Annotated in this window: 13 protein-coding genes; 8 read left to right on the top strand and 5 right to left on the bottom strand. The window is 73.2% G+C overall.

From position 1 onward, the window contains the following. The first annotated feature begins 37 nt into the window (after positions 1-37). Positions 38-748 (top strand): hypothetical protein, encoded by a 711-nt coding sequence (locus ACGF0J_RS35510; RefSeq protein WP_393153219.1) that lies wholly within the window; start codon positions 38-40, stop codon positions 746-748. Positions 749-1,021: 273 nt separating this feature from the next. Beyond that, positions 1,022-2,470 (top strand): PepSY-associated TM helix domain-containing protein, encoded by a 1,449-nt coding sequence (locus ACGF0J_RS35505; protein ID WP_393153217.1) that lies wholly within the window; start codon positions 1,022-1,024, stop codon positions 2,468-2,470. Here the strand turns inward: ACGF0J_RS35505 and ACGF0J_RS35500 are convergent. Then, complete coding sequence (locus ACGF0J_RS35500) at positions 2,455-3,438, bottom strand: DsbA family protein (RefSeq protein ID WP_393153215.1); 984 nt, start codon at positions 3,436-3,438, stop codon at positions 2,455-2,457. The genes ACGF0J_RS35505 and ACGF0J_RS35500 overlap by 16 nt on opposite strands. Positions 3,439-3,514: 76 nt before the next feature. On the opposite strand from ACGF0J_RS35500, the gene ACGF0J_RS35495 reads away from it, so the two are divergent. Both ACGF0J_RS35495 and ACGF0J_RS35490 read left to right on the top strand, forming a co-directional pair. Then, entirely contained in the window at positions 3,515-4,072 is a 558-nt protein-coding gene (locus ACGF0J_RS35495; protein WP_393153213.1) for a TetR/AcrR family transcriptional regulator, read from the top strand. A gap of 158 nt (positions 4,073-4,230) precedes the next feature. Beyond that, entirely contained in the window at positions 4,231-5,625 is a 1,395-nt protein-coding gene (locus ACGF0J_RS35490; protein WP_393153211.1) for a glycoside hydrolase family 6 protein, read from the top strand. A gap of 47 nt (positions 5,626-5,672) precedes the next feature. Here ACGF0J_RS35490 and ACGF0J_RS35485 read toward each other — a convergent pair whose 3' ends face one another. The 4 genes from ACGF0J_RS35485 to ACGF0J_RS35470 all read right to left on the bottom strand — a co-directional run bounded on the left by ACGF0J_RS35485 (position 5,673) and on the right by ACGF0J_RS35470 (position 9,876). Next, the gene (locus ACGF0J_RS35485) at positions 5,673-7,424 is read right to left on the bottom strand and encodes an FAD-binding oxidoreductase (protein WP_393153209.1); all 1,752 of its coding nucleotides are present in this window, start codon (positions 7,422-7,424) and stop codon (positions 5,673-5,675) included. A gap of 29 nt (positions 7,425-7,453) precedes the next feature. Continuing rightward, positions 7,454-8,158, bottom strand: a complete 705-nt coding sequence (locus ACGF0J_RS35480) for a 4'-phosphopantetheinyl transferase (protein WP_393153207.1) — start codon at positions 8,156-8,158, stop codon at positions 7,454-7,456. Positions 8,159-8,424: 266 nt separating this feature from the next. Then, positions 8,425-9,294 carry a hypothetical protein gene (locus ACGF0J_RS35475; protein WP_393153205.1) on the bottom strand — a complete coding sequence of 290 codons (870 nt, stop codon included), beginning with the start codon at positions 9,292-9,294 and terminating at the stop codon, positions 8,425-8,427. Positions 9,295-9,486: 192 nt separating this feature from the next. Next, positions 9,487-9,876, bottom strand: coding sequence for a GntR family transcriptional regulator (locus ACGF0J_RS35470; protein ID WP_393153203.1), 390 nt, complete (start codon positions 9,874-9,876; stop codon positions 9,487-9,489). 137 nt (positions 9,877-10,013) lie between these two features. Here ACGF0J_RS35470 and ACGF0J_RS35465 point away from each other — a divergent pair, with 137 nt between their 5' ends. From ACGF0J_RS35465 to ACGF0J_RS35450, 4 genes are all read left to right on the top strand, one after another. Beyond that, positions 10,014-10,529 carry a hypothetical protein gene (locus tag ACGF0J_RS35465; protein WP_393153201.1) on the top strand — a complete coding sequence of 172 codons (516 nt, stop codon included), beginning with the start codon at positions 10,014-10,016 and terminating at the stop codon, positions 10,527-10,529. Further along, positions 10,526-11,080, top strand: coding sequence for an SdpA family antimicrobial peptide system protein (locus ACGF0J_RS35460; protein ID WP_393153199.1), 555 nt, complete (start codon positions 10,526-10,528; stop codon positions 11,078-11,080). Before ACGF0J_RS35465 ends, ACGF0J_RS35460 begins: the two co-directional genes overlap by 4 nt. Beyond that, a complete protein-coding gene (locus ACGF0J_RS35455; RefSeq protein WP_393153197.1) occupies positions 11,074-12,078 on the top strand; it encodes a sporulation-delaying protein SdpB family protein in 1,005 nt (334 codons plus the stop codon). Before ACGF0J_RS35460 ends, ACGF0J_RS35455 begins: the two co-directional genes overlap by 7 nt. A 132-nt stretch (positions 12,079-12,210) precedes the next feature. After that, positions 12,211-12,828, top strand: coding sequence for an LmbU family transcriptional regulator (locus ACGF0J_RS35450; RefSeq protein WP_393153195.1), 618 nt, complete (start codon positions 12,211-12,213; stop codon positions 12,826-12,828). The last annotated feature ends 89 nt before the right edge of the window (positions 12,829-12,917 follow it).

Here is a 12,917-nt window from a genome sequence, read left to right as displayed (position 1 = left end):
CCGGGCCGTATCTCCGGGCGAGGAAAGGAGCAGGGCGATGGCTGCGCGACCGGGCCCGTTCCCCGCAGGAGGCGGGGGCGCCGGTCGCGACTGCCGTGACGGCGCGCCGCATGTGGGCCATCCGCTCATCCGGGCGCCACGCGCCGGGGTGTTCGCGGTCGTGTGCGTGCTGCTGTCGGCCGGCCTGCACACGGCCACCGGAGGCGGTCCGGTGGAGCTGCCGATGCTGGCCGGCGCGACGGCGGCGACCTGGGCCGGGGCGTACGCGCTGGCCGCCCGCCGACGCGGGCGCCGCACGCTGCTCGCCGCCTGCTTCGCCGCCCAGTACGGCCTGCACAACCTGTTCACCGCCCCGGCCCCCGCACCCGCCGGAACGGCGACGTGGCAGGCCGGACACCACGCAGGACACCAGACCGGACACCACGCGGCCCCGGACGGCCTGCTCGATCCCGCGCTCGCGGCCCCGGGCGCGGGCGGCGGCATGGCGATGCTGCTGGTGCACGTGACCGTCGCCCTGATCTCCGGCTGGTGGCTGGAGCGGGGGGAAACGGCCCTGGCCACCTTCCTGCGTCTCGCCGTCACCTCGGTGCGCGGCTTCCTGACCCGGCTGCTGGTCGGGCTCACCTGCCGGGTCACCGCGGCCGGGCCGACGATCAGCGCCGCCTCGGCGGCCCCGGCGCCTCCGCCGCCACCGCACGTGGCGGCGATCTCCCGGCGCGGCCCGCCCCTCGCGTTCTCCGTTCGCTGAAACGGGCCCGCCGCCGCCGACCGGACGGCTCATGTCCCTCGCGCGGGCGGACGCCCGTCCCCACGCCGTGCCCCGATCGCGTCCCGTCCACGCCGAGTGCCACCCCGGTCTGGACGCGGGCCGGCACGGCCTTGTCACCGCCGTCGCCGCGCCGTCGCCGCGCCCGCGCGCGTCCAGGACGCGCATCCGGCCTGCGTCGGCGTCCCCCATCGGCTCGTACCGCGACACGTGCGCGTCCCGCGTGCGCGCGTCCCCGGAAACGGAGAACGCCCCATGTCCTCGATCCTCGAAACCGAACCCACCACCGAGCCTCCCGGCTCACCCGCGCCCCGCGGCGCGAGCTGGGCGGCGCTGCGTCCGCTCGTGCTGCGGCTGCACTTCTACGCCGGTGTCCTCGTCGCACCGTTCCTGCTCGTCGCCGCCGCGACCGGCCTGCTCTACGCCGCCTCCTGGCAGGTCGAGAAGATCGTCTACAGCCACGAGCTGTACGTGCCCGCCGGCCCCGCCACCACCCCGCTCTCCCAGCAGGTCGCGGCCGCCCGTGCCGCCCAGCCGCGGGGCACCGTCACCTCCGTGCGGACGCCCGCCGAGCCGGGTCGCACCACGGCGGTGCTGATGGAGGTGCCCGGCCTGGCGCCGAGCACCAAGTTGGCCGTGTTCGTCGACCCGCACACCGCCGAGGTGCGGGGCACGCTGGAGAGCTACGGCGGCTCCGGCGCGCTGCCCGTCCGCGCCTGGGTCTCCCACCTGCACCGCAACCTGCATCTGGGTGAGCCCGGCCGGATCTACAGCGAGCTGGCGGCGAGCTGGCTGTGGGTGGTGGCGCTCGGCGGGCTGCTGCTGTGGCTCAGCCGCCGCCGTCGCCCCGGCCGGCGGGTACGCCGCCTGCTCGCCCCCGAACCCGGGACCACCGGCCTGCGCCGCACCCTGTCCTGGCACGGCGCCGTCGGGCTGTGGGCGGTGACCGGCCTGCTGTTCCTGTCCGCCACCGGGCTGACGTGGTCCGCGTACGCGGGCGAGAACGTCAGCGGCCTGCGCGCCGCGCTCGACTGGTCGACCCCCTCGCTGTCGTCGGCCTCCGGCGGCGGCGACCACGCCGCGCACGCCGCCACGGGCCATGCGAGCCATGGTGGCCACGCCGCGCACGGCGCGGTGGTGGACCGGGTCGCCGGGGCCGCTGCCAGGGCGGGGCTGTTCGGGCCGCTGGAGATCGTCTGGCCGGGCGGCTCCGGAGGCGCCTACGTGGTCAAGGAGATCGACAACGTGTGGCCGCAGCGGCTGGACCAGGTGGCCGTCGACCCGGGCACCGCGCAGGTCGTCGAGGAGCTGCGCTTCGCCGACCATCCGCCGGCGGCCAAGCTCGCCCGCTGGGGCATCGACGGGCACATGGGGGTCCTGTTCGGCCCGGCCAACCAGCTCCTGCTCATCGCCCTGGCCGCCGGCCTGGTCTTCCTGGTCGGATACGGGTACCGGATGTGGTGGCAGCGCCGGCCCACGCGCGGCTTCGCCCGGCCGTACCGGCGGGGCGCCTGGCGGGGGGTGCGCTGGGCCGTCCTCGTGCCGGCGGCCGTGGCGGTCGTGGCGGTCGGCTGGTTCCTGCCGCTGCTGGGTGTGTCGCTGGCCGCCTTCCTGCTGCTCGACGTCCTGCTCGGCGTCCTGGTCGGCGTACGCGCCCGCGTCGCGTCGAAGGCGCGCCGCCGGTCAGGTCAGGTCACGTCGTAGGACGGGGTCATGGCGGAGGCCATGGCCAGGTGCGGGCCGGCCTGCTCGGGCCGGCCCTGGCGCTGCAGGGTGCGGCCGAGCAGGTGGCGCGCGTAGGAGTCGTCCGGCGACTCGGCCACCAGCCGCTCCAGCGTGGCGGCGGCCCGGCCGAGCTGCGCGGAGGCGTAGTAGGCGCGGGCGGCGAGCATGCGGACGCCGCGGTCGTCGCCGTGCTCGCCGAGCAGGGGCCGCAGCAGGGCCAGCGAGCCCAGCGGGTCGCGCTGGTCCAGCAGCGACTCGGCGTGCCGGAGCCGCTCGACCTCCGCCGGCAGCCGGCGCGGGACCGTCGCGCCGGCCTCCTCCAGGAACTCCCTGATCACCTCCGGCGGCTGGGCGCCGGCCAGCGCGCGGCCCGCCACGACAAGGGTGGGCGAGGTCCGCACGCCCATGGCCTTGCCGACGAGCAGCGACTCGCGGACCTGCTCGTCGCCGGCGCCGGCCGCCAGCAGGTCCGCCCCCTCGGCGAAGCCCGCTCGGGCGGCGACCCCGCCGAGCACCTCCGGGCGGCTCAGGTCGAGGGCCTCGACGAAGTGCGCCCGCAGCACCCCCTCGGCCACGGCGTCCTGCAGCCCGGCGCCGCCGTGCTCGTACGCCAGCGCGATCAGCCGGTGCGCGTCGTGGGTGCTCACCCGCCACGCGGCTCCCCACGGCGGGCCGAGCCCCTCGGTGGCGGCGATCCGCTCGACCAGCGAACGGTTGTCGGCGGGTGTCAGGTCCGGGTTGCACGACCGCAGCGCCTCGTCGACCCGCGGGTCGCGCAGCAGATCCGCCAGCGGCTCGCCGGGCGCGGGCGCGGCCGGGTCGATGCGGTACGGCCGCCACACCACCTCGACCGGCTCCCCGTCCCAGCCGGCCAGCGCCTTCTCCAGCCGCCTCTTCCCGATGTACGCCCAGGGGCAGACCACGTCGGCCCAGATCTCGACTCGCATGCCCGGCACCTTATACGACGACTGTTGATTAAACAACACATGTCTTGTAAGCGACTGCTGTCGTATAGTTGGCGGCGTGAACCCCGAAGATCCCCGCGCGCGGCGCACCCGGGCCCGGCTGCGGTCCGCCGTCCTCACCCTGGCGGCCGAACACGAGTTCGGCTCGATCACGATGTCGGCAGTGGCCCGGCGCGCCGAGGTCAACCGCGCCACGGTCTACCTGCACTACCCCGACCTCGACTCGCTGGTCACCGACGCGATGGACGACACGATCGGCCACGTCGCCCGAGCGGCGGCGCTGTGCCCGCTGGACAGCCCGCGCGACCACGCGCCGGAGCCGCTGGTCACCCTGTTCGGCCACGTGGCGGCGCACGCGACCCTGTTCGAGCGCATGCTGGACGCGCAGGGCAGCGCCCGCTTCGCGGCCCGGCTGCGCGAACGCCTGACCGCCGAGCTGGCCGGCCGCTTCGCCCGGGGCACCCGGCCCGGCGGGTACGCCGACGTGCCGCCCGAGGTGCACGCCGCCTACCTGGCCGGCGCGCTGACCGGGGTGGTCGCCCACTGGGTGACGGGCGGCCGCCGCGCACCGGCCGAGGAGATCGCCCTGGCCTTCTGGCGGCTCTTCCGGTCCTGACCCGCGTGGAACGTGCCCACCGGCCACTACCCGGCGGACGCCTCCGATCGGATACCCAGGCGCGCCCACAAGTTCCCGTAAACCGGCACGAAACGGGTCCCGTCCCTGTGATATTTGATCACCGATCGCGATTTGACGCCCAGAAAGGGACCCGTCTCGTGCGACTGTCAACCCGCCTCACGGCGATCACGGCCGCGGCACTCACCGCCTTGTCGGTGACCCCGGCCGCATCCGCCGCCGCGGCACCCGAGCTGGTGGTCAACGGCACCTTCGCCAACGGCACCGCGCCCTGGTGGAACTCCGCCAACACCTCGATGGCCGTGGACGCCGGACGGCTGCGCGTCACCGTGCCCGGCGGCACCGCCAACCCGTGGGACGCCATGATCGGCCAGAACGCCATCACGCTGACCAAGGGCAAGTCCTACACGCTCTCCTTCGACGCCTCGGCCTCCACCGCCGTCTCCGCCGTGACGACCGTGCAGCTCGCCGACGCCCCGTACACCAACACGCTCACCCAGCCGATCGCCCTCACCACGACGAGCAAGCGCTTCAGCTTCCCCTTCACCGCCGGCCTCGGCACCCCGGCCGGACAGGTGTCGTTCCAGCTCGGCAAGAACGCCGGCTTCACCTTCTTCGTGGACAACGTCTCCCTCACCGAGACGACCTCCACGCCGCCGCCCGGCTCCGGACCGGTGGAGATGACCGACGGCTTCTACGTCGACCCCGGCTCCAACCCCGCGCTGTGGGTGAACCGCAACCCCGGCGCCAAGGCCGACCGCATCAAGGCGGCAATCTCGACCAAGCCGATGGCCCGCTGGTTCGGCGGCTGGAGCGGCGACATCCGCTCGGCCGTCTCCCGGTACGTCGCCGACGCCGCCGCCGCCCGCAAGCTGCCGATCCTGGTGGCCTACAACATCTACGGCCGCGACGCCTGCGGCGAGCACTCCAGCGGCGGCGCCCCCAGCGAGGCGGCGTACCTGACGTGGATCTCGGAGTTCGCCGCCGGCATCGGGAACCGCCCGGCGGTCGTCGTGATCGAGCCCGACTCCCTCGGCGACTTCGCGTGCATGGACAGCGGCGAGATCACGGCACGCAAGCGCATGCTGAACCACGCCACGCGGCAGTTCCGCGACAAGGCCGCCAACACCTGGGCCTACCTGGACGCGGCCAACGCCGGCTGGACGCAGCCGGCGACGATGGCCGGCCGCCTGCGCGACGCCGGCGTCGGCAACGTCCGCGGCTTCGCCGTCAACGTCTCCAACTACTACACGACCGCCGACTCGGCCCGGTACGGGGACGCCGTCTCCACGGCGCTCGGCGGCGGCGTCCCGTTCGTCATCGACACCAGCCGCAACGGCAAGGGCTCCAACAACCAGTGGTGCAACCCGCCCGGCCGCCAGCTCGGCACGCCGGCGCGGGTCGGCGGCGGCGCCGAGATGCTGCTGTGGGTGAAGGTGCCCGGCGACTCCGACGGCCCCTGCGGCGTAGCGCCGACCGTGCCCGCCGGAACGTTCAGCCCGGACCTCGCCATCCGGCTGATCGACGGCGCCTGACCCGTCCGCACGGGGCCGGAGACCTTCCGTCTCCGGCCCCGCGTCCTTCAGCTCCCGGCGTCGAGGATGCGGTGCGCGACCCCGTGCACCGGCGCCGCCGGCTTGGCGTAGGACCGTGGTTCGGGCCGGGGCAGGCGCCCCCGGCCCGCCGGGGCGGCAGCCTTACGGACGGCGGCGTCCCCGCCGGGCGGCCGGACCGACAGACCGTGGTGGAACAGGTCGAGCGGGTCGAACCGCGCCTTGACCCGCTGCAGCCGTGCGTAGTTGTCCTTGTAGTACAGGGTGTGCCAGGCCGTTCCCGAGGTGTTGTGCGCCGGGTCGGCGAGGTCCAGGTCCGGGTAGTTGATGTACGCGCCGTCGTTGCGCCCGTCCAGCGCCGGCACGCCGCCCGTGTCCTCGTACACCTCACGGTAGAGCCGCCGCACCCAGGCGAGCTTCTCCTCGTCCTGCGCCGGGTCGTACCAGCCCACGTCGTAGAACGCGATCATGGACGAGGACCTGTGAGGGAAGGCCGTCGCGTCGGCGGGGACCTTGTTCACCGTCCCGCCGAACGAGTTCAGGTAGACGGCGCCGCCGGGGTCCTCCTCCCCCTCGGTCAGGTACCGGTACACCGTCTCGACCTGCTTCGGCGTCCACGGCGCCCGCAGGTAGCCGCACTTGGACTTGGACCTGAGGTAGAAGGACCCGGCCGCGTCCCCGGACGAGGTGACCAGGCGCAGGTACGGCGAGGTGCCGAACACCTCGATCAGCGGCTCGCCGACCCCCTGGCCCATCGCGTGAATGAACCGACCCATCGACTCCTCGGCGGCCGGGCCGGGGACGTCGAGGAGCGCCGTCAGGCCGATCCGGCCGCCGGCGCGGTGCGGCAGGGCGAGCGTGGTGTCCATACCGGCGTAGGCCGGCTCGTTCATCGGTCCCTGCTGCCATCGCCCGTAGTTGTCCAGCAGCCGGGCGAACGTGCTCCGGGTCAGCTCGGCCCAGTCCCAGGACATCTGGCACGCCAGGATTCCGGCCGGCGGCGCGGGCAGCAGGTTCGCCGGGTCGGTCCGGCGGGTCGCATGCGGCGAACGCATCAGGTAGCGGGTGACGATGCCGAAGTTCCCACCGCCGCCGCCCGTGTGGGCCCACCAGAGGTCATGGTGCGGATCGTCGCGCTCCCGCGTGGCCACGACGACGCGGGCCCGGCCGGACCTGTCGACCACGACCGCCTCCACGCCGTGGAGATGGTCCACGACCAGGCCGTGCCGGCGCGACAGCAGGCCGTATCCCCCGCCGGCGACGTGCCCCCCGACGCCGACGGACGGGCAGGTGCCCGCGGGGAGGGTCACGCCCCACCCGAGGGACAGGGAGCGGTAGACCTGCCCCAGCGTCGCTCCGGCCTCGACGGCGAAGGCGTGGTGGCGCGGGTCGTAGGCCACACCGTTCAGTTGGCTGAGGTCGATGACCACCTGGGCGGACGGGTCGTCGACGAAGTTCTCGAAGCAGTGGCCGCCGCCGCGCACGACGATCCGCTTGCCCGCGCGCACCGCCTGGTTCACGGCGCGTACCACCTGGTCGGCCGAGTGGACCACGTGCACGGTCTCGGGGCTGCCGAGGAAGCGGGCGTTGTAGCCCCTGAGGATCAGGTCCTGGTAGCGGGGGTCGTCGGGTCCCACACTCACCAGGCCGGGCGTCGGCGGGCAGGAGCGCGAGAGCGTGTCCGCCCGCGCGTCCGCGCCCTGCGTGACTGCGGTCGCCACCGCGGCGCCGCCCATCGCGGTCATCGTGCTGAGGAAGCCGCGTCGTGTCGCGTCGGCCACTGTCGGCACCGTGCCTTTCGGTCAGCGGGTCATCGAAATCGGGCAGGGGTCGGTCGCCGGGCTTCGCGAAGCCGCCGCTCCGATGCGCGGTCCGGCCGGAGCACCGCCCGGGTCACGGCGGTGACGAGCAGGCCGCCGCCTGCCCGCCAGCACCCGTCGAACCCGGCCACGCGTCCACCGCCCGGCAACCGGGCGGTGAACGTGCCCGCGGCCGCGTCCACGGAGATCACCGCGTCGGCGAAGCCGAGCCACCGTCCGGTGAGCGGGTACCACGCCTTGTAGACCGCCTCCTTGGCGCTGAAGAGCAGTCGCCCCCAGGCGACCTCCGGCTGTTCGGCGTCGAGCCGTTCGAGCCAGGCCCGTTCCTCCGGCAGCGTGATGCCGTCGATGACCCGTCGCGGGACCGGGAGGCCGGGCTCGGCGTCCAGCGCGATGACGGGCACCTCGCGCCGCCAGGCCACGGCCGCGGCGCGGTAGCCCGCGCAGTGGGTGATGGACCCCACCACCCCGGGCGGCCAGAGCGGCGCGCCCGAGTCGGTGCGCAGGACGGGACCGGGCTGCGCGCCCAGCCTCGACAGCGCCCGCCTGGCGCACGTCCTGCCATCGGCGACGTCCCGCGCGCGGCGCGGACCCGCGCCGGTGACCAGCGCCTCCTCCTCGGGCAGCAGCATGCCCGTCCCCTCGGCGAATGTCTCCTCGACGGCCACGGGCGCGGGCAGGAGCGCGGCAAGCATCTCAGCCGCCACCGGCGTCGGGCGAGGGCCGGCGGTCCGGCCGCCAATTCACGGGCACCGGGGGATTGTGAGCCATTTTCCGGCGCGATTCCAAGAAAGCCGGCCGCTGTCCCGCCAGCGAGACGCATATGCGTTGGTCCTTTGTCGCGCGCTGGTCGTCCATTCGTTGACATCACGGACGTGCCCGCGCAGGATGACATCAGCATGTCGCGATCTACGCGGACGACCCTTTATGGCCGTGGCACGCGGGGGAATTTCACCGGCCTTTACAGGTCGGCGGATCTGGCCGGGTCCACCTCTCCGGCCTCGGCGGGCCGAACGTCCCGCCGGTCGGCCGGATGCCGTGCGTGCGCCTGGTATCTGAGCGCGCGGCGGATCTCGGCCGCGCCCGCGGCCGCGTCGTCCACGGTGACGATGACCTCGCCACCATCGCGTAACGCCACCAGGAGGGCCTCGCCCTTCCTGACGACCACCATGTGCCGCCTCGTGCTGCGCAGCCGCCACCCCCACCCGCACTGGCGCGGGTCGATGCGCACCGCCTCCGCGGTCTCGATCCGGGCCAGCTCGACGTGCCGGGGGAACAGGAACGGCAGGCCGCCCCGGATGGTGAGCCGCCCGCCGTCGAAGACGGCCGTGACCCCGCTCCAGAAGTGCAGCGTCAGCAGCGACAGCACGGCGGGCAGCACCATCCACGTCGTCCCCATGACGGTGAGGACGAGCATCAGGCAGACGGCGGCGATGGTGCGCCAGAAGTATCTGCGGTTCCTCGCCCCGCCGATCCAGATGGTGGGCTTGCCGCTGGGCAGCCCGGTGACGCAGTCGTCGGGCAGTTCCGGGCCGTCCTCGGCGGCCCGTCGCCGGCGCGGGCTGACGGCGACGGCGCCGACGACGACGGCCAGCACGCCGCCGGCGAACGCCATGGCGGGCCCGTAGGCGGGCGCCGACGCCTGCCGCCACTGGCCCGCGTCCACGTTCGCCGCCACGATCCCCATGAGGAACGCGAGGTCCAGCAGGACGAGCACGCCGAGCGCCAGACCCGCGGCCGCGCGCCGCCCCATCGATCCGTCATGGCGTAACCAGGCCAGCAGCCCGAAAACCGTCCAGGCGCCGGTGCTCAGGACGAAGTTCTCCCCCATTACCGTCCACAGCGGGCTCGACCTGTCCGGATTTCCCTCGGTGAAGTGCGTGGCGACAGGTTCCGGCAGCCGGTTCCGGAGGGCCAGCGGGACCGCCAGTGTTATCGCGTGGAATGCGGCGGGAATGAGAATCACGACCCCCAGGAAGCGCGACCTCATGTGTTGGTCTCCCCGTAGCGCTGAAAGCGAATTTCACTCGCCCGAAATCCTGTCATAACCGACATCACTTCGGAAGCTGTGCGTCACCAAGCGGATCAATTCGCTCTCCGTGAGCCCCACCCGTCGCGCCTCCCCCAGCAGGGCCTCGATCGCCCTGGTGAGACGCGGGTCGAGCTGCTGCGGCGACCGGGAGACGACGACCGTGCCCCTGCCTCTGCGAACCTCCAGGAGTCCCTCGTCGCGCAGCAGGGCGTAGGCCCGCAGCACCGTGTGCAGGTTCACCTGCAGGCTGTCCGCCAGTTCGCGGGCCGGCGGCAACCTGTCACCCGGCTGGAGCGCTCCCGCCGCGAGAGCCTGACGTAGGCTCCGGGCTATCTGGTCGAAGAGAGGTTCCGCCGAGCTCGGGTCGATGCTCAGGCGCATTCGTCGCTCCTTCTAGAGCCGCACCCTGGACGGACAGGGCAGTTCTGCAGGTTCCCATGCTGGTCCCATTTACAACATTGTTCGAGAAGTTATATAACAACAAGACCTGATGGGCCTCATGATGACCTGGAGCAGGCATGCGACATACACGAGCGATCTTAGGAACCTTCCTGGTCATCGGCATCATCGGTGGGGGCATCGCGCGGGGGGAGTCGGTCCCCGCCCGCTACGACGGCAAGGAGCTTTTCAAGGGCCTCCTCCTCGCGGAGGGACCAGTGGCCCGGGCCCATCCCGAGCTCAGCCTCCACCAGGGACAGCCCTGGACCACCGCCGAAGCCGATGATCTCACTGCCCGGATCGAGGCCCGGACGCCGGGCTTCTTCGAGTCCTTCGCAGCCGACATCACCAGCGGTGACAGGGTCCGCATCGCGCGGTCCGCCGACGCCGCCTACGACACGACGGTCAACGCGTCCTCCGCCGTGGCACCGGGCAAGGGCCCGCACGGCAGCTTCATCGTGGTCCACCGGACGATCGTCAGGGCGACCCACATGGTGGTGAACAAGCACAGCTACTGGCATCGAGCCTCCTCCCAGAGCGCCGCCCTGGTGCGCGAACGCTGGGCCGACGACGTGGCCGAAACCCTGACCCCGTGAGCCCGCACCGCCGGCTCGGAGCACTCCTGCTCCTGCTCGGCCTGGCCTGGGCTGCCGCCGCCGGCTACGTCGTCATCGGCCAGTTGCCGTCGGCCGCCCTGGAGCTGCCCGGCCAGCGTTCCGCCGCCGAGCACGCCAGGGTCGTGGCACCGCAGGGATGGGCGTTCTTCACCAGGTCGGCGCGCGAGCACCACGAGATCGTCTGGCGCCGCTCACCCGCGGGCGCCTGGGAACCGGCGCTGCTCGGGCCGCACGCCGAGCTCCGCAACCTGTGGGGGTTCGACCGGCGGTCGCGGGCGCAGGCGGTGGACCTCGGCATCCTCGTCGCAGCAGTGCCGGCCGAGCAGTGGTCGCGCTGCGACACCGGCGAGATCACCCGCTGCCTCGGCGGCCTGACGCAGGCCGTGCCGGTGGCCAATCCCGCGCCCCGCCCTCTCCTCTGCGGCCCGCTCGGCGTGTCCCGGCAGGAACCCCTGCCGTGGGCGTGGTCCGCAGCCGCGGCGCGGACCCGGATGCCCGCGACGGTCGTGCTCCTGGACGCGCGATGCTGACCCGCCTCGGGACGTGGGCGCACGACATCGCCCGGATCAGCCCCTGGACCAACGTGTACGGCGCCGCCAGAACCCTCGTCGCGGCCGCGACGCTGACCACGCTGCTGGCCAGCGACACCGCCACGCTCTTCAGGCCGGCCGCGGGCGTGCCCGGCTACCCCCACTGCGACGGGCTCGCCGGCGCCGGCCTGTTCTGCGTGATGGACGCGGACGTGGCCCACCCGGTCGCGATCGCGATCCTGCTCCTGGCCTGCTCCGGATGGCGGCCCCGGCTCACGGCGCTGCCCCACTGGTGGGCGACGGTGAGCTTCCAGGCTTCGACGACGATTCCCGATGGCGGTGACCAGGTCGCCGCCGTGCTCACCCTGCTGCTGCTCCCCCTCGCTCTGACCGACGACCGCGCCTGGCACTGGCAGCGTGGCGACGAGGTCCGCGACGAGGCCGCCTCCCTGGTCGCCTGGTCGGCCCTCCTGGTCATCCGCGTCCAGGTCGCCGGGATCTATCTGCAGGCGTCCATGGCCAAGCTGGGACGGGAGGAGTGGGCGGACGGCACGGCCCTGTACTACTGGCTCAGCGATCCCCTGTTCGGCGTCCCGGGCTGGGCCGCGCCGCTCCTCGCCCCGGTGCTGGCCCACCCCCTGGGCGTCACGCTGCTCACCTGGGGCTCGATCGCGGTCGAGTTCGCCCTGGTCATGGGGTTGGTGGCACGCCGGGTGGTCAGGCCGTACCTGCTGGCCGCCGGCGTGTTCCTGCACGCCTCGATCGCGGTGCTGATGGGGCTCGGCAGCTTCAGCCTGGCCATGATCGGCGCCCTCGTGCTGTTCCTTCGGCCCCTGGACGTGCCGTTCAGGACGAGCGTCGAGCCGATCACGCTCGCGGCCCGCCGCCGGCGCGCGAGCATCACCCCACGACGAAGCCCGCAGACGACGGGATCACGAGCAGAGAACGCGGAGGAATCACCGCGGCAGAAGGCACGCCAGCAGAACCAGAGTCCGTGACACCAGATTCACCAGTAATCCGCTTACGGAGGACCCATGAACCACTCCGTCAATGGCCTCACGAGGAAAGGACACGGTGAAGGAACGCCCCACGCGGGCACCGGCCACCGTCTGGGACTGGACCGGTCCGTCGTGACCCGGCGCACCGGCCTGCAGTTTCCGAATCGACTGGAATTTCCCATCTGGGAGCGTATCGGCAAGCAAATATCCCTCATTTCCGACTCCTCTGCCTGGTGGCTGGGTGACTGGCTCATCTACGGGGAGAAGGAGTACGCCGACCGCTACCGGATGGCCATCGAGCAGACCTCCCTCGACTACCAGACCCTGCGCAACTACGCCTGGGTCGCCCGCCGCTTCAGCCTGGCCCGGCGCCGGGACAAGCTGAGCTTCGCCCACCACGCCGAGGTGGCGGCGCTCGCCCAGGAGGAGCAGGACGTATGGCTGGAGCGGGCCGAGCAGTTCGGCTGGTCTCGCAACCGGCTGCGCCGCGAGCTGCGCCGCACCACCGGCGTGGTGCCGGTGGAGGCCGCCGAGGCGGCGGACGGCCGGGAGGCCGCCGCCGGATCGGTGGACGTGAAGGTGCGCCTGACCTCCAGCCGGGAGCAGCTGGAACGCTGGAAGAAGGCCGCCGACCTGCAGAACCGCGACCTGGTGAGCTGGATGGTGCAGGCACTGGAGAGCATCGCCCAGGAAGTGATCAGCAAGAAGACGTCCGAGGCCGGCGAGGTGGTGGTCTCGTCGCGCGGCTGACCCGCGGTCCTGTGGGGGGGGGGGGGGGGGGGGGGCGGGGGGGGGGCCCCCCCCCCCGCCCCCGCGCCCGCCCCCGCCGCCGCCCCGGC

The organism is Nonomuraea sp. NPDC047897, assembly GCF_043204415.1.
Classification (GTDB): Bacteria; Actinomycetota; Actinomycetes; order Streptosporangiales; family Streptosporangiaceae; genus Nonomuraea.
This window is presented reverse-complemented; position numbering and strand designations above follow the sequence as displayed.